Here is a 25,052-nt window from a genome sequence, read left to right as displayed (position 1 = left end):
ACAGATCGACCAGGTGATTCACGCGGGCCGGCAGGCCGGCCCGCCATCTGCCCACGCCCTTGATGGAGGAACGATGAACGCCGCGAACGGCGATAACGGATTTCTGTACGAGCTCGAGATCGAGGTCGAGGAGGAAGTGACCCTGGTCGAGACGAGCCGTTCTGAGGAGGCCGCCGAACTGCCGGTCACGGAATGGCTGTTCGATCCGGCGGACGCCGACCGTGAGGAGATGGGCCTGCGGGGCCTGCTCGGGGCCGTTGAGGCGCTGGAGGGCGACCACCGGCCAGAGGAGCCACGCGCGTGAGAGCCCAAGAACCCGCCCGGCGCCCGTCCGGCGTCGGAGAATCCCTCCTCTTCAGACAGCCGAGGCAAGACGTTTCATGAGACAAGAAGAGCCGCAAAGGCCCCCCGCTCCCGGCCCACCGGCGCGGATCGACACAATCGACAGCCTGCGCGAGCACCTGCAGTGGGCGATCGAGCTGGAACACGCGACCCTGCCGCCCTACCTGTGCGCGCTGTACTCGCTCGACCCGGAGCGAAACCCCGAAGCCGTCGACGTGGTGAGCAGCGTCTTCTCCGAAGAGATGTTGCACCTGACGCTGGCGGCGAACCTGCTCAACGCCGTCGGCGGCACCCCGCGACTGGACCCGCGGCGGATGTTGCCGCCGCATCCCCGGCCACTGCCCCACGGCGACCGGTCCCTGGAACTGTCGCTGCTTCCGTTCGGCGCCGAGGCCCTCGACATGTTCCTCCGGATCGAACGGCCGGCGCCGCCCGGCGCCGCGCCGGAGGGCGACGAGTACGAGACGATCGGGCAGTTCTACGACGCCATCGAACAGGGATTACGCCACCTGTGCGACCGGCTCGGCGAGGAGAAGGTCTTCAGCGGCGATCCGGCCCGCCAGGTGAACGCCGCCCGCTTCCGGCACACCGCCGGGAAGCTGGTCGCGGTCACGGATCTGGCCTCGGCGCTGGCGGCGCTGGAGGAGATCGTCGAGCAGGGCGAGGGCACGTCCCGCGGCGAAGTCTGGGACGGCGACCAGGACGTCTTCCATCCCGATCGGGCCGAGGTGGGGCACTACTACCGGTTCCAGGAACTCAGAATCGGCCGGCGGTACCAGCGCGGCGACACCCCGCAGTCCGGCCCCACCGGCGAGGCGATCTCCGTGGATCTCGCCGGTGTCCGTCCGATGAGACGCAACCCGCGGCTGGCCGACCATGCCCCAGGCAGCGCGATCCGCACGGCCCAGGAGGAGTTCAACCACACCTACTGCGACATCCTGCATCTGCTCGAGCAGGCGTTCAACGGCAGCCCGAAGCTGCTGCGGGTCGCCGTCGCCACCATGTTCCAGCTCAAGGCCCAGGCCCAGGCGCTGGTGCGGATGCCCGACGAAGACGGCACGACGGCCGGCCCCACCTTCGAGTACGTCGAACCCGAGCTGCGCCGGTGGGGCGCCGGAGACGAGCAGCGGATCGTCGTCCTCCGCAACGGCCCCTACATCGTGTTCGGAGGTGTCCCGCTCCGGCGCAAAACCAAGATCGTCTCGGCGGAGAACAACGCGCTGACGTGGAAGACCGGCGAACCTCTGGAGACCGAGGACATCTACGCGCTGTGCCGCTGCGGCCACTCGGGCACCAAGCCGTTCTGCGACGGGACCCACGCGGCGATCGGGTTCGACGGCACGGAGACCGCGGGCGAGCAGCCGTACAGGGAACTGCAGCACGTGCACGACGGTGTGGGGATCTCCGCCCAGCGGGTGGGGGAGCTGTGCGTCCACGCCGCCTTCTGCATCGGACGCACGAGGCCGATCGCCGAGATGCTCGCCGACACCGGCGACAGTGACGTGCGCTCCGACGTCATGGGCCGCATCGACCACTGTCCCTCGGGGTCGTACAGCTATGCCCTCGAACGCGGCGGCGACACGCTCGAGCCCGACCTCCCCCGGGCCGTCTCGGTCCTGGAGGAGGAGGACGGGCTGGCCAGTGCGCTGTGGGTCACCGGCGGGGTGCCGGTCCTGCGGTCGGACGGCCGGCCGCTGGAGACCCGCAACAGGGTGACCCTGTGCCGCTGCGGCCAGTCCGGCAACAAACCGCTGTGCGACGGGACCCACCGGAAGATCGGCTTCCGCGAGGAGGCGCCGGCGGCCGACCGGCAAGGCTCCCCGCCCGCCGTCCATGCGGCACCCGGTGAAAAGGCCCCCTCGATCCCTGGAAAGGGAGAAACGTCGCCCAATCCGCCCGCGCGCGGCGCGAAGCCTACATAGGGCCCTGGCTGCCCGGACCCGTCGACAAGGCCGAACATCGACGGCTGCTGGAGGTCTTCCTCTCCGCCGCCCAGACGGGGAACGTCGCGGCCCTTGAGTCCCTGTTCGCCGAGGACGTCGTCAGCTCCTCCGACGGAGGCGGAATCAGGGGAGCCGCACGGTTTCCCCTACTGGGCGGCACGCGCGTGGCGAGGTTCGTCGCCGCGTACGCGCCCCGGTTCTGGGGCGAGGCCGAGCTCACGTCGGTCGAGGCGAAGCGATCACGCGCCCGGGTACGTCGACACGTCTGGCCGCGGCCCCACCGTGCGGCATCACCGGTGGGCGCGTCCATCCGAGCGCCCGGCACGGCCGCCCGCCGTGGGCATCCCGGGGCCGTCACAACAGGACGCCCTGTCCGGTCTTAGCTGGGGACACCGAAAGAGAACAGAGGACATCGTGCGGACGACCTCGTCAGCCGGCGGCCTTGCCGGCCTGAGCACCGCCTGGAGAACCGAAGGGCTTCCCGGTCTCCCCGGGCGCCTTCCCGTCCCATCGGCCGGAGAGGGCGGCAGGACATGACCGAGACGGGCGCCGGGTCGCTGGCGGAGATGCTCGACGAACGGCAGCACCTGCTCGAGATCGCCCTGTGGATGTTCGGCTCGGCCGCGACGGCCGACCGGATCGTCCAGGAGACCTATCGCCGGTGGTACGCCCTCGACGATGAGGAGCGGGCCGGCATCGCCGTGCCGCGAGCCTGGCTGGCCAGGGTCGCCGGGGGGATCTGCCTGGAAATGCTCTCCACTCCTGACGTGTTCCGGCCTTCCGGCACCGCACCGGAGCGAGGCTCGGCGCCTGCTCCCGTCGCCACCGGCCCGGCTCGCCGTGCCGACGCGGCGCCGCAGCCCTCCGGGCAGCCAGGGCCTCGGAAGGCGATGCTCGACAGGCACGATCGGGTCGCGCGCCGGTTCGCGGCGGCGTGCGGGGCAGGCGACGTGGCGGCGCTGAAGGCGGTGCTGGCCGCCGACGCACTGGTCGTGAGCGACGGCGGCGGCAAGTTGCGCGCCTCGGTGCGCCCGACCCACGGCGCGGACGCGGCGGCGCGATTCGTCGCGAAGCTGCTGGTCGGTCCGCCCGGCACGCAGGTGACCGTCGAGTCGGTCAACGGCCGTACAGGGCTGGTGCTGCGCCGGGCGGGCCAGGCGGTGGCGGTGGTCAGCGTGAGCGTCGCCGGGGCCGAGGTCACCGCTGTGTGGATCGTGCTGAACCCCGACAAGTTGCATGTCTGGCATCGCCGATGACCGACCCGTCCCTGCCACAGCCTCCTCGTCGCCTCGACATGGAAAGGGCCGGCCGGTGAACGACTCGATACCGTCCTCGGATAACGAGGACAGCGGCATCGCGTTCAAACCGATCTACATGACTCACGTCGCGGTCAGCGGCGGCAGCTCCGCCCATGGCCGTGCCGTCGGCAGAGCCCGCTCCGCCGACGGCGCCCTCGACGTGGACCTGCGGATGCCCGGAGAACTGGGCGGCGACACCTCGGGCCCGAATCCCGAATAGCTCTTCGCCGCCGGATACGCGGCCTGCTTCCACGGCGCCCTCAGCCTGGTGGCGCGGCGTCATCTCCTCGACCCCGGCTCCATTGTCGTGGAGGCGGCCGTCGCCTTCGGCCGCGACCCGGACGACGGCGGGTACCGGTTGACGGCCGGCCTCGTCGTGATCTGGCCTGGAGTCGAGCGCGAGTCGGCCGCCCCGCTGCTCGCACAGGTGAGCGCGCTGTGCCCCTACACGAAGATGACCCGCCAGGGCATCGCCGCCACCGTCAGCCTCGCCGCTGACGGTCATCCGGGCATGGACGGAAGCCGGATGGTTCAGCCGGCCGCGAGCCAGTCCGCGTAGTGGGTGGGGGCGATGACGGCGTCCGCCGGGGCGATGATCACGTCGCCCTTGATCGCGGCGAACAGGCCTGCGGTGCCGTCGGTGACGACGACACGGCTGTCGCCCTTGGCCTTCAGGGTGATCCTGCCGAGCTCGTCGAGGGGGAGGACGTCGGGTCCGGCGATGTTGCGGACGCCGTTCAGGGGTGCGCCGGCGGCGACCTCCGAGACCGCGGCGGCGACGTCCGCGGCGGCGATCGGCTGAATCGGCGTCTGCGGCAGGCGCACGACGTCGTCCTCGGTGGTCCAGGACATGGTCGCGTCCACGAACTCCATGAACTGGGTGGCGCGGACGATCGAGAACGGGACGGTTCCCGCCCGCAGCAGGTCCTCCTGCAGCATCTTCGCCCGGTAGTAGACGAGGTCGGGAACCTGGTCGACGCCGACGATGGACAGGATGACGAAGTGCCCGACGCCGGCCTTCGCGCTCGCGGTGAGGAGGTTGTCCATCGAGATCTGGAAGAAGGCAGTGGAGGCGTCGTCGAACGTCGGGGAGTTGGTGAGGTTGACGACGACGTCCGCGCCCGCCACCGCGTCGTCGACGCCGGCGCCGGTGATGACGTCCACGCCCGTGGACAGCGAGTACGGCACGGCCTCGTGCCCGGCCGCGGTGAGGTTCCTGACGACCTGCGAGCCGATGAGGCCGGTCCCGCCGATGACTGCGATCTTCATGGTGAGCCTTTCAACTTCGAAGCAAGTTCCTGTGCGGTAACTATACTCGGATAAAACATGTCCGAGTATGGGGGCACGGATAGCATGACATGGTGAAGATGTCTGGGGGCGTGGAGTGGGCGCTGCACTGCTGCGTCGTGCTCACGTCCGTGGCGGAGCCGGTGCCGGCGGCCCGGCTGGCGGAGTTGCACGAGGTGTCGCCCACCTACCTGGCCAAACAACTCCAGGCGCTCGCGCGAGCCGGCCTCGTGTTCTCAGTGCAGGGAAAGTCGGGCGGATACATGCTGAGCCGCCCGCCGGCGGAGATCACACTGCTCGACGTCGTCGAGGCCATCGACGGGCCCGAGCCTGCCTTCGTCTGCACAGAGATCCGCCAGCGCGGCCCCGTGGCGACGCCGGCCGAATACTGCACCACGCCGTGTCCGATCTCCCGCGCGATGGACGCGGCCGAATCGGCACGGCGGGCGTCGCTGAGCTCCGTGACCATCGCCGACCTCGCCGAACAGGTGGAAATCAGCAGCGGCGAGGGCACGCTGAACGGCGTCGCCGCCTGGCTCGGCACCGGCGACGCCTAGCCTCGGCCGTCCCGCCCGCCGGTCCCGGCGATCGCGGCCGAGGCGAGTTGGCCTTCCTTTTCGTTTCTCACGGAAACGCGCACGCTTTCCGTTAGAAACGAAACCGGGGTCAATACCGCACGGCTCCCGGAACGGCAGGGGCCGGGGGCCGCCCGGAAGCGGTTTTCAGACGAGCGGTTCGCCTCCGTCGACCGCGAGCGAAACACCGGTCAGGAAGGTGTTGGTCAGCGCGAAGAGCACGGCCTCCGCGATGTCGTCGGCTGTGCCGATGCGCCGCACCGGGTTCGTCTGACCGCGGTGTTCGAACAGCGCGGCCTTCCGCTCCTCGCCGAGCGCGTCGTAGGCGCCGGTGTCGATCGTGCCCGGAGAGATCGCGTTGACCCGGATCGGCGCGAGTTCCACCGCCAGCGAGCGGGTGACGACGTCCACGGCGCCGTTGGTGGCGGCGACGGCGAGCATGCCGATCGCGGGCTTGCGCGCCGACGATCCGGAGAAGATCACAAACGACCCGTCTCGCGGCATGCGCGGTGCCAGGTGCTTCGCGAGCAGGATCGGGCCGAGCACCTTGGTGCTGAACGACAGCGACATCGTGTCGTGGTCGAGGTCCGCGACCTGCCCCCGGGCCCGCGCCGACGCGGTGGACACGACGTGGTCGACCTGGCCGAGCCGCTCGGCGAGCGCCTCGACGCTCGCCTCGTCGGTCAGGTCGACGGCCTCGGCCTCGATGCCGGGATCCTCGTACGATCCGGCCAGTTTCCCCGCGTCCCTGCCGGCCACGACCACCGTCGCGCCCGCGGCGCGAACGGCGAGGGTGACGGCACGGGCGATTCCGCTCCCGCGGCCCACGACGAGGACTCTGCGCCCCTGCAGGGATGAGGACATGACCTTCTCCTTGACGTTTCTTCGAAAGCGAATCCTGAAAGCGGATTCGGGGCCAGGCCGGTCGGCGAGAGAGGCGTTTTCTCCGCCGCGAGGATGAAAAGGGCGGATATCTCAGGACCGCCGGAGGATCTCCGAAGGATCCAGGCCGCGGTCGATGCCGTGCGAGACGACCGTCTGGCCGGGCTCGAGCTCGAGTCGCCGCCCGTCGAGGCTCACCTCGATCCTGTCCGGTTCGAAGGACACCAGCCCACGCACCCGGTCCACCTCGGGCCAGGCCTCCAGGTAGGACCAGGCGGCACGGAGGCGGCCACCGATGTCGTAGTAGCTGGCGAGCCCCTTGTACGGGCAGAAGGTCTGCCCCTCGACCGGTGTCAACGCGGTCTCGTCGACGTCCTCCCGCGGTACGTACCAGCGAGGCGCGAACCCCGACTCGTAGAGCACCACCGGCCGGTGCGTGTCGGCGACCACGCGCTCACCGTCGCGGACCACGAGGTGCCGCGACGTCGACCGGATGTCGTTGCGGTGGTACAGGTCGGCGGCGTGGCCGACGATCCGCTCGTCCTCTTCGTAGAAGGCGTCCATCCCGCGCCACGCGAATGCCACCCGGGCCCGCAGTTCGGCGGCGTGGCCGGGCAACTCGACGTGTTGCCACGCCGCCCGCTCGACCGTCCGGCTCGGGGCCGTGACGGCGAACCAGGCCGTGGCGCCGAGGTCGCGATGCCGCGTGACATGATCCGTCTTCTGCAACACGCCGGCCTTCACGTCCGCGAGCGGGAAGTAGGCCACGGGGTAGCGGCCCGGCTCGTGCAGCAGGATCACGTCCTCGCTGTCGGCGATCCACTCACCGGCGAACCGCACGCGCATACGCCGGCGTAACGGCTCCGCGAACAGCAGCCGCTCGGGAAGCGGCTGTTCGACGAGGAACCGCCCGACCGACCTGGTCGACAGCGGCCCCTGCTGCCACGACAACCCCATTACCGCGCTCCTTCCCCCGTGCGGACCACCGGTCCACGAAAGCGATGAGGACGTGACGTTCTCCCTGACGTTCTCCTCGAAATCGAAGCCTAAAAGCGGATTCGAGTGAGGCGGGCCGGTGAGAGATTCGAGTTTTCTGCCGTGAGGAAAAGAAGGCCGAATATCTCGGGATCCCGAGGCCGGGCGGCCGAACCGAGAGGGATCGAATTTTCGTGCGTGACCATCGAAAAGAAGAATGCGGATGTCAGCCGCCGCGGGTGGCGGCGAAACGCGACGCGGCAAGAAGATGAGCGGATGGACTATGAACTTGAAGTCGTCACCCTGCCGGTGAGCGACGTCGACCGATCCCTGGCGTTCTACACCGAGCAGGCCGGATTCACGCTCGACGTCGATTACCGGCCGAACGACGATTTCCGTGTCGTGCAGTTGACCCCGCCGGGATCCGCCTGCTCGGTGCAGATCGGTGTGGGTCTCACCGATGCGGCGCCCGGGTCTGTGCGGGGGTTGTACCTGGTGGTCGGTGATGTCGAAGCCGCCAGGCGCGAGCTGTCACGGCGCGGCGTCGAGGTCGGCGCGGTGCGGCACAAGGCCGCGAAGAATGATTGGCAGGGCGGGTGGAAGGACGGCGTCGATCCGCAGCGAGGCGATTACGCGAGCTTCGCGGATTTCGCCGATCCCGATGGAAACACCTGGGTGTTGCAGGAGCGAGGATTTCGCCCGTGATGAATCACCGGGCCGCTCCGAACCCGTGGCCGCTGGGGATCGCGGGCGCCGTCGTTCCGGACGTCAAAGGTCCAGCACCACGTCGTCCCGCGGCCGGGCGCAGCAGATCAGGACCTCGCCGGCGGCGGGAGGTTCCAGCGGATCGGGGGAGTAGCCCACCTCTCCGGAGAGGAGCGGCGTGACGCAGGTGTGGCAGACGCCCGTACGGCAGGACCAGCGGGTCTGAACGTCGCAGGCGTCCGCGAGGTCGAGCACGGACCGGTACCCGGGGGACCAGCGGACCGACAGGCCGCTGCGGGCGAAGGTGAGCAGCGGCCCGGTGCCGGGTTCGCCCGGCGGTCGATGCGGGGCCACCGCGGGCCGGGAGGCGATGCCGGGGGTGACGGCGGCGAGCGCGCCGAACAGTTCGGTGTGGATGTGGTCGTCGGCCAGGCCGATCGTGGTGAGCATGTCGCGCATCGCGGTCATGAAGGACGTCGGGCCGCACAGATAGGCGGTGGCGTCGGTCGGCAGCCCGAGCGCCGCCATGCCGTCCAGGGTGGGCCGACCGTGGTGGATCAACGCGCCCGGGCCGGTGCCCCCGGACGCCGCGCGGCCCGTACCGCCTCCGGCGACCGTCGTGTGCGCGGTGTCCGTCGTGTCCGTCGTGTAGAAGACGTGCTCGTGAGCATGGGGGAGTGCGGCCAGCAGGGTGTGCGCCTCGTGGGCGAAGGGGTGCTCGGCGGGTGTGCGCGCGACGTGGATCCACCAGACGGGACGTGGGGTGCGATCGGAGGCGAGCCGGTGCAGCATCGCCGTGACCGGTGTCGCGCCGATGCCGGCCGAGACGAGGAGCACGGGCCCGGTGCCGGGGGCGAGGACGAAGTCGCCTCGCGGTGCGGCCGCCTCAAGCACGGCGCCGGGCCGCACGTTGGCGTGCAGGAAGCGGCTGACCAGGCCGAGCTCCTCTCGCTTCACGCTCACCCGGTAGGCGGGGGCGCCGGGCGCCGAGGAGAGGGAGTAGCTGCGCACCGGCGCCGGGTCGCCCGCTCCGCCCACCCGGAGCGTGATGTACTGCCCGGCCTCCGCGACCGCCAGCACGCCTCCGTCGCAGGCTTCGAGGTGGACGGACAACACCGACGGGGTCTCGTGCTCGATCGCGGTCACCCGCATCGGGCGGAAGCCGGTCCACCCTTCGGGGCGCGGCGCCGCCGTACGGCCGGAGGCCATGTCCTGGAAGGACTGCCGCCACCCGGGGCTGAGGGCGGGAATCGCGAGCGCTCTGCGGAGTTTGTCCGGGTCCTGGCCTGGAAGGTAGAGCAGCGCGTCGGCGTCTGCGACGGTGAGCGCTCCGGGGCCCGTCCTGGTCTTCACGATGGCGTCGCCCGCCTGCACCTCGCCCTCGGTGATGACGCGGAGGTAGAAGCCGGGGCGGTGGTGGGAGACGAGAAGGGCGGGGAGTTCAGGCTCGCCGAGCCGCATGCCGACCCGGTAGCAGGTGACCCGGGGCTGCGTGACCTCGAACTCCGCCTCGCCGATGCGGTAGCGGTCGCCGATGCACACGTCGTCGTCCGGCAGTCCGTCGACGGTGAAGTTCTCCCCGAACTGGCCGTACTGGAAGTCGGACCGGCCGAACTGGTCCTGCCAGTAGGCGTAGGACTGGATCTGGTAGACGAGCACGGCTCGCTGCTCGCCGCCGTGTCCTCGCAGGTCGCCCTGGCCGTCGCCGTCGATGTTGAGCCGCCTGGCCATCCGCGGGCCGGTGACCGCGTGCTTCCAGACGCCGGTGTGCACGGTCCTGCCCTGCCAGGACACGTCCTTCGGCATCCCGACGTTCACCGACAACAGCTTCGCCATCATGATCCTCGCCATCGGAGCGCCTTCGGAGCGCACGGCCGGTCACGGCAACGGGTGCGGCCTTCCTCCGTCACCTGACTTCGACACTAGCCGTTGGCCATTTGACCTGGCTTCTGTCGGATTATGAAAGTTGTAGGGGTATAGGTTAGTTTTTGCGAATGGCCACACTTCGCGCCTTGGAGTGTCTCGTGGCCCTGGTGGACACCGGATCGGTGACCAAGGCCGCCGCCGCTCTGTACATGTCCCAGCCCGCGCTCTCCCACCAGATCGCTGCCCTGGAACGAGAGCTGGGGACTCCCGTCGTGGAACGCCTGGCGCGCGGAGTCCGGGTCACCGCCGCCGGCCACGCCACAGCCGCCGAGGCCCGCGTCGCGCTCCAGGCGGCGGCGCGAGCCGTACGGGTGGGGCACGAGGTCGGCGCCGGGATCGCGGGCCGGCTGAGAATCGCCTGCGCCGAGACCATGACGGTCTGGCTGCTCGTCCCGGTGCTGCGCCGATGGTGTTCGGAGCGCCCCGGCGTACGGCTGGACCTGATGGAGTTCACCAGCGCCGATCGCATGGTGGACCACCTCATGGCGGGGGAGGCGGATCTCGTGATCGGGCCGCGCCCCACCGGCACCTCCGCCCATGTCGAGGTGCTGGGCCAGGAGGAGATGGTCGTGGTGGCGCCCGAGGACCACCCCTTCGCGGCCCGGCCCTCGGTCGCCGTCGCGGATCTCGCCACCGAGCCTTTCGTGCACTACGACCGGGGCAACGGGATGGCGGTGTGGATCGATCAGTTCGCCGCGACGCACCAGGTGACGTTCACTCCGGTGTTGCGCACCCGCAGCCCGCGGACGGCGGCGCAGCTCGCGGGAGCCGGGATGGGCGTCACCATCGTGCCGGCCTCCGCCCTGATCGCCTGCCCGTACGGCGTGGTCCGCCCCATGGACCCGCCCGTCCGGCGCGACGTGGTCGCGATCATGGCGGCGCCGGCGGACGGCCTCGCCCGGCGGTTCGTCGAGGACCTGCACGAACGCGGGCTACCGGCCACCGAGATCGACGTCTGAAGCCGTCTCGGCCGGCCGGCAGCGGGTCCCGTCCCGCGTCGGCCGCGCCGGCGGCGTAGGACCGCCGGCGCGTGTGACCGCCGCCGCGTGTGACCGCGGCGCGGGATGCCGATCAGCGTGCGGAGCCTCGAGATCGGCAAGCCCGGCGGATCATGAATTCGCGGTCAGGCCTGGACGTCGCGCGCCGCCCGGCCCATTCCGCGTTCGATGGCCTCGATGATCCGCGGCCGCAGCTCGGCGGCGCTGATGATCGCGTCCACCGAGCCGACCTCGACCGCGCGCTGGATGCTGTGCACCCGGTCGAACTCCGCGGCGACCTCGCCGAGCTTCTCCGCCCGGACGGTGGACTGCACGTCGGCGAGCCGGGCGTTCAACGCGGCCCGCTCGGCGCCGCTGGCCGCCGCGACCCGCGTCTGCAGCTCGGTCACCCGCGGATCGGTCGCGGTGCGGTTGTTCACCTCGCCGGAGAACACCACGGCCGCCGCCGGGGCGCCGCCCAGCACCGAGGCGAACGAGCCCTCCAGCGCCAGCACCGTCATGTTCGGGTTGAGCGCCTTGGAGAACACCACGAACGCGCCGCCGTGGTAGCGGGAGATCACGCAGAACACGATCGGCCCGTCGAAGTTGACGATCGCCCGGCCGATCTCCGCGCCGTACTCGAGCTGGAGCTTGCGCATCGACTCCGGCGAGCCGTCGAACCCGGACAGGTTCGCCAGCACCACCAGCGGCCGGTTGCCCGACGCCGAGTTGATCGCCCGTGCGGTCTTCTTCGACGACCGCGGGAACAGCGTGCCCGCGGTGTAGGTGTCCGGCCCGTCGGTGGGCGGGAAGCCGCGCCGCGGCACCGACCGCGACTCGATGCCGATCAGGCAGACCGGCCAGCCGCCGATGTGCACGTCCTGCACCGCGGACGTCTCCGCGTCGGCCATGCCCGCCCAGCGCTCCAGAACCGGGTGGTCCTGGTCGGACAGGGCGCGCATCACCGTGCGGATGTCGAACGGCTTCTTGCGGTCCGGGTTGTGCTCGGCCGAGAAGATCTGGCCGACGGTGGCGAAGTCGCTGTCGGCGATCGTGTGCGGGAACTCCGACACGTCGCGGTCGGCCGGGTCGTTGCTCCAGGCCCGCCGCGGCCCCGTCTCACCGGGCGCGACGTACGTGTGGTCGTAGTGCGCCATCAGCACGTCGCGGGCAGCCGGCAGGGTGGGCGCCCAGTACTGCGCCTGGCCGTTCGGCCCCATGACGCGGTCGTAGCCGCCGATGCCGAAGTTGTCCTCGGCCGACACGCCGCCGGAGAAGTCCAGTGACTGCTTGCCGGTGAGCACCATCGCCGAGTCCGGCGTCATCACCAGGATGCCCTTGGTGTGCATGAGCATCGTCGCCTCGGCGTTCCAGTACGGCTGGGCGCCGACGGTGATCCCGGCGACCACGATGTTGATCTCGCCGCCGTCCTGGGTGAACGTGACGATCCGCTTGAGCGCGGCCGCGACCCAGTCCATGTTCTCGGTGCCGGAGGTCATCGAGATCCGGGCGCCCGCCGACAGCGCGAACCACTCCAGGGGGACGCCCATCCGCTCGGCGAGGTCGAGCGCGGCGATCACGCGCGAGCACTCCGGCTCAGACAGCGCGCCGAGCGCCTTCGTCGGGTCGCCGAGCAGGACCACCCGGGTGACGCCCTGGGGGTGCCGCTCGGTCGGCGTCGTCACGACGCCCGCCACGATCGCCGCGGAGTTCCTCCCCTTCGGCCGGTCCACCGGCACGAGCGTGCCGTGCTCGTCGAGGTCGTGCTCGACGAAGCTGCCCTCCGGCCCGGCGAGCAGGCCCGTCAGCTCGTACGGGTACACGTTCCCGCGCCGGGCCGCGCGCAGCACCTTCTGGCGATAGTCGTCCAGCGGCCGCAGCGGCTCCGTCGACGGCGCCTCGACGTGCAGGTGTGCGCCGTTGCCGGGGTCGAGGGTGATCCGCACGGCGACCTCGGTCAGTTCGCCCGCCGAGTTGCGCTGGCGGGCCACGAACTGGACCTCCTCCAGCCCCGCGCCCGCCGTGGTCGGCAGGATGCGCTGGACCAGCGCGTTCAGCTCGTCGCCTGACAGCTCGGTCGACGGCCAGACGTACATCATGATCCGGTTGGTGTCGAACCGCTTGTTCTGGGGCCGCTGCGCCTGGATGTTGCGGATCGCGTCCAGGCCCGCGGTGATCGCGTCCTCCACCGCGGGGAGCGCGACCAGCCTGCCGTCGGCCTCACGCAGCGGCGTCAGGTCGCGGACCTGGCCCATCGCGATGAGCCGCTCGTCGGCCGGGTTGCTGCGCGCCACGGCCTTGAACAGGTAGACCTCCTCGTCCGCGGACGGCAGCCGGGTGAGGTCGAACTCGCGCAGCCGCTGCAGTTGCAGGCGCTGCGCGATCTGCGGGTGCAGGCCGCGGATCAGCCGGTCCTCGGCGAAGCCGGTGCCGTCGGGCCGGAAGGTGAAGTGGTGGTGCATCACCGCGCCGCCGGTGCCGGCGACGGTGGTGGTGATCCGGCGGACGCCCGCAGGCTGCGGGTGCTCGGCGAGCAACTGGCCGAGCCGCACCGCCATCGTGTCGGCATCCGGCTGGTCCTCCCACGTGACGTAGAGGTCGGCGACCAGCCCGTGCTCGGCGACGTCGGCGGCCAGCGTGCCGACTGCGCCGATGGCGTCGGGCAGGGCGGCGATGTCGACGGCGGTCGTGACCACGCGGGTCACGCCGCGCGGGCCGGTGTGCTCGGCGGTGACGAACCGGCAGCCCGCGGCGTCCCGAGCGGTGACGTCGGACAAGCCGCGGTTGCCGTAGTAGCGGCGGGTCAGCACCTCCAGCAGCGGCGCGTGGTCCCGTCCGGGACGGCCGATCCACTGGCCGATCAGGCGGACCAGCGGCTCGGCGCTGGCCACCATGGCCTGGATCCGCTCGGCGCGGTCCGGCGCGTCCGGGTTGTGGTCCAGGTGACGCAGGTGCTTGCGCACCTCGGCGTAGACCTTGGCGCGGTTGCGACGCAACAACGGCTGGGCGAACCAGCGGAACACCACGCCGCGGGCCAGGTCGGAGACCGTGGGGAAGCGCACCTGCGTGGCCTCGACCAGGTGCTCGAGGGTGAGTCCGGCGCGCTCGCTGAGCGGCTCCAGCGGCGGCGCCCCGGCCAGCCACTGGCGCAGCAGCTCCGACACGATCGCGACGCGGGTGCTCATCTGCTGTTGAGCCAGGAAGATCCGGAAGACCGCGGCCTCCAGCTCCGGCGTGCGGTCGAGGCCGTCGACGCCGTAGTGGGCGAGGACCTGCTTCAGCTTGGCCTGGAAGCCCTCGGTGACGCCGGCGCGCTCGACGTCGAGGCTCTGCAGGTAGCTGTGGAAGAACTCGCGCGGGCTGTGCACCGGGCTGCGCGGCTCGACGTCGAGCTCGCCGCCTGGCTTGTTGCGGCTCAGCTCGGACATGTCGGCGAACACGGTGAGCAGGTCCAGCTCGCCGTCGAGCGGCCGGCCGCCCAGCTCGGCCCGTGCGGCCAGATACCCGGACAGCACGCTCTTGGGCTCGTACGGGTCGGCGTCGAAGCCGAGCAGCAGACTGCGCAGGTCCTGCAGGCAGCGCTCGACCCGGTCGGCGGCGGACACGTCCGTCGGCCCGGCGGGCAGGTCGATCTCGACGGTCTCGCCGGTGCCTGCGGCCTCCTCGTCCGCTCCTTCGTCGGCCAGGGGCTCCAGGCGCATCAGCGGCGCGCCCGTCTCGACCTGGCTGCCTACCGACACCGGGCACTCGCGGACGCGAGCGCGGAACGGCGCACGCAGCACCGTCTCCATCTTCATGCTCTCGAGCACCAGGATCGGCGCGCCCGGCTCGACCTCGTCGCCGACCGACAACGGCGTCGCCACGACCAGGGCGGGCGCGGGGGAGCGGACGACGCCCCCTTCGTCGCGGCTGATCCGGTGAGTGACGCCGTCGACCTCGACCAGGTGGATCGGCCCATGGGTGGCCGACACCAGGCGGAACCGGCGGCCGTTGACCAGGATCTGGCCGCTGTGCTCGTCGAACCGCTCGACCTCGACGTCGACGAGGTGCGGCTCGCCGCCGCCGGATATGCCGACGCGGAACCGCTTCTGCCCGACCCGGGCGACGCTCACCCGGTAGCCGGCCCCGCGGAGCTTGAGGTCGAGCGGGCGGCCGGAGTCGTGCTGCACCTGCGGGCGCCCGCCGTGCGCGGTGGACAGCAGCCGACGGCGGCTGACCTCCTCCTCGTCCTCGTACGCCTCGATCGCGGCGGCGGCCAGGGCGACGGCGGAGTGCCGGTGGCTGACCAGGCGGCCCTGGGCGCGGACACGGTCGATCCAGCCGGTGTCGGCGCTCGCGTCGATCACCTCGGGCTGGTCGAGCAGGTCGAGCACGAAGCTCTTGTTGGTGGCGCCGCCTTCGATGATCACCGTGGTCTCGGTCATCGCGCGGCGCAGCCGGCCCAGGGCCTGCTCGCGGTCGCGGCCGTAGGCGATGATCTTCGCGATCATCGAGTCGAAGTCGGCCGGGATCGTGTCGCCCTCGCTGACGCCGGTGTCCACGCGGATGCCGGGCCCGGCGGGCAGCACCAGGCGCGCGATGCGGCCCGGGGCGGGCGCGAAGTCGCGGTCGGGGTCCTCGGCGTTGAGCCGGGCCTCGACGGCGTGCCCGGCCTCGGCCGGCTGGGCGCCCTCCAGCCTCCCGCCGCTCGCCACGTGCAGCTGCAGCCTGACCAGGTCGGTGCCGGTGGTGATCTCGGTGATCGGGTGCTCGACCTGCAGCCGGGTGTTGACCTCGAGGAAGGCGAACAGCTTCTCGCCGGGGTGGTAGAGGAACTCGACGGTGCAGGCGCCGCGGTAGCCGACGGCCACGGCGAGCCGCTCGGCCGACGCCTTGAGCTCGGCGGTCTGCTCGATCGCCAGGACCGGGGAGGAGGACTCCTCGATGATCTTCTGGTTGCGCCGCTGCACCGAGCAGTCCCGGACGCCCAGCGCCCACGCGGTGCCCTGCCCGTCGGCGATGACCTGGACCTCGACGTGCCTGGCACCGGTGACCAGGCTCTCCAGGAAGACCACACCGGAGCCGAACGCGCGAAGCGCCTCCTGGCGGGTGCGCTCGTAGGCGTCGGTCAGCTCCTCAGCCGAGGCGACCATGCGAATGCCGCGCCCGCCGCCGCCCGCGGTCGCCTTGAGCATCAGGGGGTAGCCGATTTCCTCGCCCGCGCGCAGCGCGTCCTCGAGGGTGGCGAGCTCGCCGCGGCTCCACGGTGCGACGGGGACGCCGACCTCCTCGGCGATGAGCTTGGCGCCGATCTTGTCGCCGAGCCTGCGCATCGCCTCGGCGCTCGGCCCGACGAAGGTGACGCCGATCTTGTCGCACAACTCGGCGAACGCCGGGTCCTCGGCGACGAAGCCCCAGCCGACCCACGCGGCGTCGGCTCCGGTCTCCATCAGCGCCTGCTCCAGGACGGCGTGGTCGAGGTACGGGCGGGCCGAGGCGGGGCCCAGCGGGTAGGCGACGTCCGCCTCACGGACGAAGGTCGCGTTGCGATCGGCGTCGGTGTAGAGGGCGACCGTCTCGATCCTCGCCCCGGTTTCCGCCGAAAGGTCCCGGACGGCGTGAATGAGCCGCATCGCAGCCTCTCCACGGTTGACGATGGCGACACGACTGAACACCGGTTGAGCCTCCCAAATGCCCGCAGTGCAGACGCCGACGTCCGGGTCCTTCCCGGAAGCGCGGTCTGCACCTCTCGATACCCTGCTCGCTCGCACCGGGATAAACCAAGGTCCCGCATCGCGCATAGCTGAGCTGCTGGTTTGTGGAGACCCGACAAAAAGTGTTCCGGCCACGCCGTTCGGCCGCCGATTCTCGCAAGGTCTGCCACAAACACCACGGCACTTTACGGTGTCTCGCGATGACGCGGTGACCTGTGGCTTCGTCCCCCCGGCGGCTCGGCGGGCATTTTGCACGGCGGGGCGTCGAATCCGGTGCGGCCGTGACCTGCGCAGTCAACGGTCAGGTGCGCGGGAGCCCGGCCCGGATCAGGGCGTCGAGCCGCCGCCACGCCGGGGATGAGGCGTTGACCGTCGCGGCGTACCTGGCGAGTCGGCTGATGGTCATCACGTCTCCATGTTCGCCCGCTTGACCCTGCCCCAAGGGCAGGGTTGCAGCATGTGGCCATGGCGAACATCACCCCTGACAGGGACACCCTCCGCGCGCTGGCCAACGAGGGGAACGAGACGGCACTGGACCGCCTGGCCGACCTCGCGGACGCCCGTGGTGACCTCGAAGAGCTGAGCGACCTGCTGGACGAGGGCTGCATGCGGGCCGGGCACCTGCTCACGCGACGCGCGGCAACAGCGGGCGACCTGCGTGAGCTGCAGCGGCTGTGGGACGCCGGGTGCGACGAGGCCGGCCGCGAGCTGGAACGGCTGCTCGCCGCGCCGATCGACCTGTGAGCATGCGATGTCGTACGGCCCGGCTTCGACGCCGTACGGCCGGGCGTTCAGAACGCCGCGGTCACGCGGGTCGTCACACGCCGCTCCCGAGGTCGGACGGCGTGCCAGCGGTGCCTTCACTGACATCGGACCGGTGTGTATGTCCCTGGTCGCCGGCCGGCTCGGCCGCCCTGGGGTGGATCGGGATGAGAGCGGTGACGAGCCATCCGCCCTCGATCGGCCCCGCGGAGGCCGCGCCGCCAAGCTCCTCCGCGCGTTCGGCGATCGACTGGAGCCCGACACCGGGACGCCAGGTGGCGGGCCGGCTCCCGTCATCGCTCACCTCCACGTGTAGGTCATCGTCGACGCGCAGCGTTATGCGGCAGTTGCGGGCGTCGGAGTGGCGAAGCACATTCGTCAGGGCCTCCTTCGCTATCCGGTAGGCCGCGAGTTCGACCGCCGCGGACAGGGAGGGTATGGGACGGGGGGCCGTGACCTCGACCGCGACGCCCTTCTCCGTCTGTGCGGGGATGGCCGCCACGTGTTCGCGCAGGGCGCCGTCGAGCCCGAGCCGATCGAGTTCTATGGGGCGCAGGCCGTACACGATGTTCCGTACGTCGTCGATGACCGCTCGCAGGTCGGCGCGCACTTCGCCGATCAGCCGCCCGGCGGCTTCGACGTCGGACCGGAGCAGGTTGGACGCGGCGTCGGCGCGGAACGCCACACTGGTCAGCGAAGGTCCGAGGCCGTCGTGAAGCTCACGCTGCAGGCGCACGCGCTCCGCCCCGGCGGCCTCCACGGTGGCGACGCGCGCCTGGCGCACCTGCTCGGTCAGCTGGAAGGCGTGCAGCGCGACTGCGAGAGGCGTGCCTATCAGGCCGAGCGTGTCGCGGTCGGCGGTGTGCAGGCTCCGTTCGCCGCGGCGCAACTCGACGCGGACCGTCCCGACGTGGTCGCCGCGGTACCGAAGCGGGACCTCGACGGTCGTGCCCTCCTGCGATGTGCCCGCCTGAGCGAGGAGGGCGCCGTCCGCCGTGGACAACTCGATCCACGGGATGCGCAGGGCGGCGCGGGTGCGGTCGAGCACACCACCGAGGTCGTCCTCGTGATGCAGCGTCTGCCCGATCTGCTGCGCGGTGCGGGCGGGGTCGGATCGGCCGCCGTAGAAGGCGCGATCGGTGAGGCGCCGCATCAGCAGCCGTACGGGCGTGAATCCGATCGCCACCAGGATCGCCGCGCCGGTTTGGGCGCCCCGTTCGGCGGTGGGGGGAACGAACAGGGAGAACGCGGCGACGAGGCCGGCGTACACGGCGACGATCACGGTCAGGGTCAGGCCGTACAGGAGCGTGCGGGACAACACCAGCCGGATGTCGAACAGTTGGTGGCGCACGATCGCGGCACCCACGGCCAGCGGGATCATCACGAACGACAGCAGCAGGAGGATCGGCCCGTCGCCGGTGATCCAGCGCTGGGTGTTGAGCACGATCATGGCGATCAGCGCCAGGATGAGCCACAGCAGCTGCCGCTTCGTCCGCTCGTCGCCGCGCCGGTACCGGACGACGAGCGCCGTGACCCACGCGATGTTCAGGGGGATGAACAGGAGCTCGAAGACCGAGTCGGCGAGGTTGGGCTGGACGAGGCCCACGTTGAGAATCGACGTCACGCCGGGGTGGCCGAAGAACGTGCCGGTCGACAGGACGCTGCTCACGGTTTCGTACAGGCCGGCGGCGATCGTCAGCCACAGGACGGGAAGCCAGCGGCGGGACGGCAGCCGACCGTCAGGGAAGAGCAGCAACGCGATGTTGGCGAGGAAGCCGATCCCCAGTTGCCAGCCCGCGAAGTAGAAGGTGACCAGCGTGCGCTCCAGCGGCAGCGGCCAGCCGTGCTGGAGCCCGTACGTCAGCAGCATGCCACTGGCCGCGGTGACCAGGTGCCCCAGACCGCTGATCATGAAGAGGGTGCCGACGGGGTGACGCGGCCGGTACCACCCGATGATCGAGGCGGGCAGGAGGAATCCGACGCCGAAGACGATGTTGGTGATCGCGTAGGTGTCCACCCAGTCCCGCCAGGTGACGCCGGCGAGCCGGGCGAAGACGATCGCGACGGCGGTCAGGACGAGACCGGCGACTCCCGTCACGAGGACGCGGGCACGGGTGCGCGTGTCAGCCACGCCGGCCCAGCCCGGCGTCCTTGGCGATCACGATGGCCTGGCCGCGGGTCGCGACGCCGAGCTTCATCAAGATCGCCGATACGTGGTTGGCGACCGTCTTGTGCGACAGGTGCAACCGCAGCGCTATGGCGCCGTTGGTCGCGCCCGTGGCCACCTCGTCCAGCACCTCACGCTCCCGGGGGGACAGCTGCGGGAGAGGCGGCTCCCGCGTCGACAGCCGGTCGATGAGCCGCCCCGCGACCGCCTGCGAGAAGATCGCGTCACCTGCGGCCACCGCCCGGATCGCGCGCTCGATCTCGTCGGACTCGGCCGTCTTCAGCAGGTAACCGCGGGCGCCCGCCCGCAACGCCTCGGTCACCATCGTGTCCTCGCTGACCATCGTCAGGACCAGGACCGCCGTGCTCGGATGGTCGCGCACCACCCGCGCGGTCGTCTCCACGCCGTCCATCACGGGCATGTGCAGGTCCATGACGACCACGTCCGGGCGGTGCAGCGCCACCTCCCGCAGCGTCGCCTCGCCGTCCCCGGCCTGTGCCACGACGTCGATGCCCGGAAGGGTCTCGAGCAGGAGCGCGAGTCCCCGCCGCAACGCCGGGTGATCGTCGGCGAGGAGCACCCGTATTGCGGCGGAAGCGTCGCGATCCGTGTCCATGCGCACAGTATGGCGATCACCGGCGCGGCGGGGTAAGGCACACGATCACGGTCGTCGTAGGGCGGCGGTCCCGATTCCGCCGGGAATCCCTCCCGCTCCGCCGGCGCCCCTCGGGAAGCCCGACTCATCCGCGCGTGCCGTCCGTCTTCGCAGACTGATGTCCCCATACCACCGGAAGGACTCATGCGATGCGCGACGCCGGCCAGGGCAAGGCGCCGATCCCGGCCCCCGCACGTTGGGGGCTGGTCATCGCGGCGATGTGCGCCGACTCGGACATCGCCGTGTCCGTCCATCGGCTGCCGTCGGGATCCGTGACACCGGCGGTGGTGCTCGGACTCGCCGTCCTCACTCTCGCGGCGATTCCAGCGGCGTGGCGTGGGGCGGTCTGGGCCCGCAACACGGTCGTGTCCGCCCAGGCGCTGACGGCGGTTACCGGCGTGCCGGCGTTCGTGCTGCCTGCCGTCCCCCCGCTCGACGTCGTGATCTCCGCCGCGCGGCTCGGTGTCGCCGTGGTCGTCGCCGCGCTGCTGCTCACTGCCCAACCCATCACCTGACCCCCGTTTCATCACCCCCACAGGTGGGCCTGTCCCGGCCGCCGCAGAAAGGATCGACATGCACCACTCCTCCCGCGCCCGTGTCTTCGGCGCCGTCGGCATCGCCGGCGCCCTGTTCTCCCTCGCCGGGTGGCCCTTCATGCTCGGCGACCCGGCGGACAGGACGGCCTCCTGGTACATCGGGAACACGCTCGGCGACATCACGTGCTTTTCCGTCGCCGTGCTCACCACCGGGCTCTTCCTGTTGAAGGAGGCCGGTCCCGGCCTGCCGTCCCGGATCACGCTGGCTCTGTGGTCGGTGTGCTGGATGCTGCTGGGCATCGGCGGGATCATCATGCTCACGACCGGCCAGGACAACCTGCTCCTGCCGATAGGCGGTCTCGGGTCGGCGCTCGTGGCGCTCGTGGCGGGAATCCTCATCGCACGCCGGGCCGACCTGCCGGGCGGCCGCCGATGGGCGCCCCTCGTCTACGGTGTCGGAGGCTTCCTGCTCACCTTCGCCCAGAGCGACCGCCACGACCTGCTGACGAATATCGTCGATCTGGCGACCAACCTGCTGCTGCTCGGCGTCGGCATCGCGCTGTTCGCGGGCGCCAGAGAGCGTCAGACCGCGTCCTCCACGGCCCCGGCGTCAGCAGGCTGAGCCCTTCGGCACTTCCGGTCGTCGGGGGCTATCTGCGTCGCATACGGCCTGCGACGGCCCCGAGCGCGACCAAGGTCACAGCGCCGGCCGCCCCCAACGCCACTCTGGTGAGCCGTTCCCGGTCACGTGAGACCGGGGATGTGGCCGCGCTCGCCGGATCCTCGGAGGGGACGGCGGGCGGCCCGGCGCTCAGGGCCTCGACGTACGCCGCCTCCATGATTCGCACGAATCTACGTTGAGGTCCTTCTGCTGTTCTGATGCGAATATCTCTGGCGACTTTCCAATAGCGGCGGCCGGCCTCTCCGTCGAACAAGGTCATGGCCTCGTAGTGCAATTCCTCCTCGGAAATGGTGCCGAGCTCTAAGCCGGTGCCCCAGAATGACACGACCAGATTGATGTACATGTGCTGCCGAGTCCGATCGTATTGATCGGCGCCGGGTATGGATACCGCCCATGCTCGCCGGTAGACCGGATCATCCAAAGCCATCCGCACCAGTTCCCGATGGCTCGCCCGGCGTCCCTCCAACCGGGCGACATGGACGTCCCGCGCCTGCATGATCAGTGATCCGACGACGCCGAGCAACGCGAGAGTGGTCACCAATGCGGCCACGGCGTCGTATGTCTGCCCGACGTTGGCGAGAAGGGGCCACGAAACGTCGAACTCGGCGAGGCTCTCCAGGAACAGAGGTGAGATCATCACCGAAGCCAAGAAAAGAAGGGCCGCTGCGGATGCGATACCCCAGCTGACCGTTGAGCGTATCCAGCGGACCCTGTAACGGCGCCGTCGCCTGGGTGGTCGCGCCGGCCTCTTCATGTGGTCGGTCGTCCACCGGGATCTGCTCGCCATTCCTCGCCCCTGTCGCCGATGTCCGAATATGAATGTGAACGCTACCGAATGCGGCATGGTAGGTGATCTCTATTTGAGGCCTGGTCGGATTCATGCCATAGGTTGTGGCCCGCCTGGCCCGCCTGGCCGCATGGATCCGCGGCCGCAGGAGCGTCAGAGCGGGACTCCGTGATCGACAATGGGGCATGGAGTTCTTCTGTTATCACCGCGACAGGCCCGGCTCGATGGCGTTGCGCGACGAGCTGCTGGAAGAGCACTGGTCGTACATGGACCGATACGAGAAGGAGCTGATCGCCCGCGGTCCGACCTTCACCGCCGACGACGACGTGGCCACCGGCAGCGTGCACATCGTCGACCTGCCCGACACCGCCGCCGCCCGTGCGTTCGCCTTCGACGAGCCCAACTACCAGGGCGGCGTGTACCGGGACGTGATGCTGCGCCGGTGGCGCAACCTGCTGGGGCGCACCATGTGGGACTTCCCCGGCGGCCGGACCGGCGGCAACCGGTATCTGGTGCTCGGCCTCGGTTCGGGGCAGGCCGTGGACCTCGCTGTGCCGGCCGACCGCGACGAACTGATCGCGTACGGTCCGCTGCTGTCCGACGACGGGGCCACCTGGCTGGGTACGGCGGCGCTGGTCCGGGCGCCGGACCCGGCCGCGGCACGCGCAGTCTTGACCCAGGACCGGTACGCCGACATCGAGGTGCACGACTGGGAGTTCGGCGGGCGGCGGTGAGGACCCACGGGTCGCCCTGACGCCCGCAGGCGGAAGCCGTGATCGCGGACGAGCGATCACGGCTTCGCTGTTTCTCGTCGTCATTCGCCGCCCGGGCCAGGCGCGCCCCTGCCCGCGGGGTGGCTCTGCCCAAAGCCCACAGGGTGGCTCCACCCCAGGCCAACATGGGTGGCTCCGGCCCAGGCCCGCGGCGTGGCTCTACTCGAGCGGCGGGACCGTGGCGAAGGCCGGGCGGCCGGTGGCCTGGTAGGTCTGCAGCATGACCCCGGTGCCGGTGGCCTTGGAGTCGATCAGCTTGAGACCGGTCGGGACGATGTCGCCGAACAGCCGCTTGCCGGTGCCGAGCACGACGGGGAAGACCAGCAGGCGGAACTCGTCGACGAGGTCGGCCTTGATGAGGGTCTGGATCAGGGTCAGGCTGCCGTGCACCTGGAGCTCACGCCCCGGCTCGGCCTTCAGCTTGGCGACGGCCTCGGCGACGTCGTCGCGCAGCACCGTGGTGCCCGCCCAGTCGGCGCTCTCGAGCGTGCGGGACGCGACGTACTTGGGACACGTGCTCAGCTTGTTCGCGACGATGTTGTCCTCGTCGGTGACCTTGCCCCAGGTCGCGGCGAAGACCTCGTAGGTCTTGCGGCCGAGCAGGAACGCGTCGGCCGGGACGAACCAGTCGTTCATCGCGCGCCCGAAGTCCTCATCGACATGGGGGACGAGCCAGCCACCGTGCTCGAACCCGCCGCTGCGGTCCTCTTCCGGACCACCGGGTCCCTGCGCGATGCCGTCGAGGGTCATGAAAGTCGTGACAGTGAGCTTCACACGTTCTCCTTTTCGGGTGGGTTCTTCCCCACGGTAAAGATCTAGTGGACGGTGTGCGCGGCCGCCGGATCCTCAGCTGCGGCGTGCGGCGCCGCGGCATGTCTCCGACGGGCAGCGGTCGCGGGGACGGGGCCGGTCTAGGACGGGGACCGGATGAGACCGGCGGCGCGGAGGGCGGCGGCCAGTGCGTCCGGGTGGCCGGTGCGGGTGTAGACCTCGGCGGCGGTGTCGGTGAACTTGATGACGTGCTCGTCGGCATGGGCGACCGCACGGTCCAGCACCTCGGCGACGGCGCCCGAGCCTGAGGGCGGGGTGGGCAGGGCCGAGCGCGGAGCGCTCTCGGGCGGGGCGTAGGCGGAGTGGATCGCCGCGGTGGTGGTCCAGATGGCGTTCAGGCTCGGCGCCCAGAGCTCGCGCGGCAGGGCGGGCAGCGTGTGCAGCACCGCGTTGGGCGCGGTGGCGGTGTGCACCAGCAGGACCGGCTGTCCGTGGCCGTGCGCCAGATAGCCCAGCGTGGCCGCCGTCACCAGGTCCGCCAGCCGGGTGGGCACCTCGTCCGGTGTGGCGGCGGGGGACAGCCCGGCCACCGCGGCCTCCCAGCCGGGTAGCTGCGGCAGTTGGCCGAACCGGCCTGCCACGTTGCCCCGCTGGTCGGGGATTCGGGGGACGGCGTCCAGCGCCGCCCGCGGGCTGAGCCGTCCCGCCGGTGGGCCGGCGGCCGGCACGGGCCGCGACCTGGCCGCCCAGAACGCCAGCCCGTGGGCGAGCTCGCCGATGGTGGCGGGGTTCTCGGCGCCGGCGAGCAGCGCGCGAACCACGTGCCCGACCCTGATGACCCCGTGCGTGGTGCCCGCCACGATGCCCGGCAGCAGCCGCGCCCACCACAGGGCCAGCACCTCGCGCCACGGCCGTTCCTGAAGCGCCCGGCTGAAGTACACGGTCCAGTCGCCGATCCGCCGCCCGTCGCCGAGCGCCTCCGCCCAGTCCGCGTCGGTGATGTCGGCGGTGCGGGAGGGCATGTCGTCGAGCCGGTCCAGATAGGCACCCACCCAGCCCTCCACGCTGTCGGCCCGCCCTCGGCGCACCAGCACCTCCACGGCCATCGGACCGTGATTGGTCAGCTGGTCCTCCCCCCATTCGGGGCCGGTGCGGTGGAACCGTTCGTAGGCCTCGTTCAGCACTCCGCCGCTCACGGCCGTCACCCCATTCGCATCGCCACGTGGCCGGACGGAACCCAGTCTGCGCGGTCACCCCCGAGGAGGGCATGCGTGCCGGCCACCTATCGGCCACGCAGAGACCACCTACGCGGGGGG

21 protein-coding genes and 1 pseudogene are annotated in these 25,052 nt (G+C 70.9%); 12 read left to right on the top strand and 10 right to left on the bottom strand.

Annotated elements, in window-relative coordinates:
* Positions 1-73: 73 nt before the first annotated feature.
* From Pph01_RS03625 to Pph01_RS03605, 5 genes and pseudogenes are all read left to right on the top strand, one after another.
* On the top strand, positions 74-304 hold the full coding sequence (locus Pph01_RS03625; RefSeq protein ID WP_204071467.1) for a hypothetical protein: 231 nt from the start codon (positions 74-76) through the stop codon (positions 302-304).
* A gap of 76 nt (positions 305-380) precedes the next feature.
* Positions 381-2,264, top strand: a complete 1,884-nt coding sequence (locus tag Pph01_RS03620) for a ferritin-like domain-containing protein (protein WP_204071466.1) — start codon at positions 381-383, stop codon at positions 2,262-2,264.
* A 554-nt stretch (positions 2,265-2,818) separates the two neighbouring features.
* Positions 2,819-3,541, top strand: coding sequence for a nuclear transport factor 2 family protein (locus Pph01_RS03615; protein ID WP_204071465.1), 723 nt, complete (start codon positions 2,819-2,821; stop codon positions 3,539-3,541).
* 55 nt (positions 3,542-3,596) lie between these two features.
* Positions 3,597-3,803, top strand: coding sequence for a hypothetical protein (locus Pph01_RS03610; RefSeq protein ID WP_204071464.1), 207 nt, complete (start codon positions 3,597-3,599; stop codon positions 3,801-3,803).
* A gap of 12 nt (positions 3,804-3,815) precedes the next feature.
* Positions 3,816-4,142 (top strand): annotated as a pseudogene (locus Pph01_RS03605) (OsmC family protein); the annotation flags it as partial.
* Here the strand turns inward: Pph01_RS03605 and Pph01_RS03600 are convergent.
* On the bottom strand, positions 4,115-4,852 hold the full coding sequence (locus tag Pph01_RS03600) for an SDR family oxidoreductase (RefSeq protein ID WP_204071463.1): 738 nt from the start codon (positions 4,850-4,852) through the stop codon (positions 4,115-4,117). The pseudogene Pph01_RS03605 and the gene Pph01_RS03600 overlap by 28 nt on opposite strands.
* Before the next feature lie 98 nt (positions 4,853-4,950).
* Between Pph01_RS03600 and Pph01_RS03595 the strand changes: the two genes are divergently transcribed.
* Positions 4,951-5,427, top strand: coding sequence for an RrF2 family transcriptional regulator (locus Pph01_RS03595; RefSeq protein ID WP_204071867.1), 477 nt, complete (start codon positions 4,951-4,953; stop codon positions 5,425-5,427).
* Between the two features lie 165 nt (positions 5,428-5,592).
* Here the strand turns inward: Pph01_RS03595 and Pph01_RS03590 are convergent, their stop codons facing one another.
* The gene (locus Pph01_RS03590) at positions 5,593-6,309 is read right to left on the bottom strand and encodes an SDR family oxidoreductase (protein ID WP_204071462.1); all 717 of its coding nucleotides are present in this window, start codon (positions 6,307-6,309) and stop codon (positions 5,593-5,595) included.
* A gap of 111 nt (positions 6,310-6,420) precedes the next feature.
* Positions 6,421-7,284 carry a DUF427 domain-containing protein gene (locus Pph01_RS03585; RefSeq protein ID WP_204071461.1) on the bottom strand — a complete coding sequence of 288 codons (864 nt, stop codon included), beginning with the start codon at positions 7,282-7,284 and terminating at the stop codon, positions 6,421-6,423.
* 216 nt (positions 7,285-7,500) lie between these two features.
* On the opposite strand from Pph01_RS03585, the gene Pph01_RS03580 reads away from it, so the two are divergent.
* Entirely contained in the window at positions 7,501-8,007 is a 507-nt protein-coding gene (locus Pph01_RS03580; RefSeq protein WP_239116413.1) for a VOC family protein, read from the top strand.
* 63 nt (positions 8,008-8,070) lie between these two features.
* Here the strand turns inward: Pph01_RS03580 and Pph01_RS03575 are convergent, their stop codons facing one another.
* Positions 8,071-9,858 (bottom strand): MOSC and FAD-binding oxidoreductase domain-containing protein, encoded by a 1,788-nt coding sequence (locus Pph01_RS03575; protein ID WP_204071460.1) that lies wholly within the window; start codon positions 9,856-9,858, stop codon positions 8,071-8,073.
* A 143-nt stretch (positions 9,859-10,001) separates the two neighbouring features.
* Between Pph01_RS03575 and Pph01_RS03570 the strand changes: the two genes are divergently transcribed.
* Entirely contained in the window at positions 10,002-10,892 is an 891-nt protein-coding gene (locus tag Pph01_RS03570) for a LysR family transcriptional regulator (protein WP_204071459.1), read from the top strand.
* Between the two features lie 164 nt (positions 10,893-11,056).
* Here Pph01_RS03570 and Pph01_RS03565 read toward each other — a convergent pair whose 3' ends face one another.
* Complete coding sequence (locus Pph01_RS03565) at positions 11,057-16,564, bottom strand: ATP-binding protein (RefSeq protein WP_204071458.1); 5,508 nt, start codon at positions 16,562-16,564, stop codon at positions 11,057-11,059.
* A 504-nt stretch (positions 16,565-17,068) separates the two neighbouring features.
* On the opposite strand from Pph01_RS03565, the gene Pph01_RS03560 reads away from it, so the two are divergent.
* On the top strand, positions 17,069-17,347 hold the full coding sequence (locus tag Pph01_RS03560) for a hypothetical protein (protein ID WP_204071457.1): 279 nt from the start codon (positions 17,069-17,071) through the stop codon (positions 17,345-17,347).
* Between the two features lie 73 nt (positions 17,348-17,420).
* Here Pph01_RS03560 and Pph01_RS03555 read toward each other — a convergent pair whose 3' ends face one another.
* Positions 17,421-19,496 carry a sensor histidine kinase gene (locus Pph01_RS03555; RefSeq protein ID WP_204071456.1) on the bottom strand — a complete coding sequence of 692 codons (2,076 nt, stop codon included), beginning with the start codon at positions 19,494-19,496 and terminating at the stop codon, positions 17,421-17,423.
* The gene (locus Pph01_RS03550; RefSeq protein ID WP_204071455.1) at positions 19,489-20,148 is read right to left on the bottom strand and encodes a response regulator transcription factor; all 660 of its coding nucleotides are present in this window, start codon (positions 20,146-20,148) and stop codon (positions 19,489-19,491) included. Before Pph01_RS03550 ends, Pph01_RS03555 begins: the two co-directional genes overlap by 8 nt.
* 188 nt (positions 20,149-20,336) lie before the next feature.
* On the opposite strand from Pph01_RS03550, the gene Pph01_RS03545 reads away from it, so the two are divergent.
* Positions 20,337-20,702: a hypothetical protein gene (locus Pph01_RS03545; protein WP_204071454.1), complete on the top strand. Its 366-nt coding sequence runs from the start codon at positions 20,337-20,339 to the stop codon at positions 20,700-20,702.
* Between the two features lie 58 nt (positions 20,703-20,760).
* Positions 20,761-21,345 carry a hypothetical protein gene (locus Pph01_RS03540; RefSeq protein ID WP_204071453.1) on the top strand — a complete coding sequence of 195 codons (585 nt, stop codon included), beginning with the start codon at positions 20,761-20,763 and terminating at the stop codon, positions 21,343-21,345.
* Positions 21,346-21,373: 28 nt separating this feature from the next.
* On the opposite strand, the gene Pph01_RS03535 is transcribed toward Pph01_RS03540, so the two are convergent.
* Positions 21,374-22,045 (bottom strand): DUF6082 family protein, encoded by a 672-nt coding sequence (locus tag Pph01_RS03535; protein ID WP_239116451.1) that lies wholly within the window; start codon positions 22,043-22,045, stop codon positions 21,374-21,376.
* A gap of 332 nt (positions 22,046-22,377) precedes the next feature.
* On the opposite strand from Pph01_RS03535, the gene Pph01_RS03530 reads away from it, so the two are divergent.
* Entirely contained in the window at positions 22,378-22,926 is a 549-nt protein-coding gene (locus Pph01_RS03530; protein ID WP_204071451.1) for a YciI family protein, read from the top strand.
* 198 nt (positions 22,927-23,124) lie between these two features.
* Here the strand turns inward: Pph01_RS03530 and Pph01_RS03525 are convergent, their stop codons facing one another.
* Positions 23,125-23,739, bottom strand: coding sequence for a dihydrofolate reductase family protein (locus tag Pph01_RS03525; protein ID WP_204071450.1), 615 nt, complete (start codon positions 23,737-23,739; stop codon positions 23,125-23,127).
* Between the two features lie 137 nt (positions 23,740-23,876).
* Entirely contained in the window at positions 23,877-24,932 is a 1,056-nt protein-coding gene (locus tag Pph01_RS03520; protein WP_204071449.1) for a questin oxidase family protein, read from the bottom strand.
* Between the last annotated feature and the right edge of the window lie 120 nt (positions 24,933-25,052).

It is taken from the genome of Planotetraspora phitsanulokensis (assembly GCF_016863295.1).
Taxonomy (GTDB): Bacteria; Actinomycetota; Actinomycetes; order Streptosporangiales; family Streptosporangiaceae; genus Planotetraspora; species Planotetraspora phitsanulokensis.
This window is presented reverse-complemented; position numbering and strand designations above follow the sequence as displayed.

Coding starts and splice junctions, on each gene's coding strand:
- Pph01_RS03560 (WP_204071457.1), top strand. CDS start 17,069: ATGGCGAACATCACCCCTGACAGGGACACCCTCCGCGCGCTGGCCAAC.
- Pph01_RS03585 (WP_204071461.1), bottom strand. CDS start 7,284: ATGGGGTTGTCGTGGCAGCAGGGGCCGCTGTCGACCAGGTCGGTCGGG.
- Pph01_RS03550 (WP_204071455.1), bottom strand. CDS start 20,148: ATGGACACGGATCGCGACGCTTCCGCCGCAATACGGGTGCTCCTCGCC.
- Pph01_RS03595 (WP_204071867.1), top strand. CDS start 4,951: ATGTCTGGGGGCGTGGAGTGGGCGCTGCACTGCTGCGTCGTGCTCACG.
- Pph01_RS03575 (WP_204071460.1), bottom strand. CDS start 9,858: ATGGCGAGGATCATGATGGCGAAGCTGTTGTCGGTGAACGTCGGGATG.
- Pph01_RS03600 (WP_204071463.1), bottom strand. CDS start 4,852: ATGAAGATCGCAGTCATCGGCGGGACCGGCCTCATCGGCTCGCAGGTC.
- Pph01_RS03530 (WP_204071451.1), top strand. CDS start 22,378: ATGGAGTTCTTCTGTTATCACCGCGACAGGCCCGGCTCGATGGCGTTG.
- Pph01_RS03620 (WP_204071466.1), top strand. CDS start 381: ATGAGACAAGAAGAGCCGCAAAGGCCCCCCGCTCCCGGCCCACCGGCG.
- Pph01_RS03615 (WP_204071465.1), top strand. CDS start 2,819: ATGACCGAGACGGGCGCCGGGTCGCTGGCGGAGATGCTCGACGAACGG.
- Pph01_RS03570 (WP_204071459.1), top strand. CDS start 10,002: ATGGCCACACTTCGCGCCTTGGAGTGTCTCGTGGCCCTGGTGGACACC.
- Pph01_RS03590 (WP_204071462.1), bottom strand. CDS start 6,309: ATGTCCTCATCCCTGCAGGGGCGCAGAGTCCTCGTCGTGGGCCGCGGG.
- Pph01_RS03545 (WP_204071454.1), top strand. CDS start 20,337: ATGCGCGACGCCGGCCAGGGCAAGGCGCCGATCCCGGCCCCCGCACGT.
- Pph01_RS03625 (WP_204071467.1), top strand. CDS start 74: ATGAACGCCGCGAACGGCGATAACGGATTTCTGTACGAGCTCGAGATC.
- Pph01_RS03540 (WP_204071453.1), top strand. CDS start 20,761: ATGCACCACTCCTCCCGCGCCCGTGTCTTCGGCGCCGTCGGCATCGCC.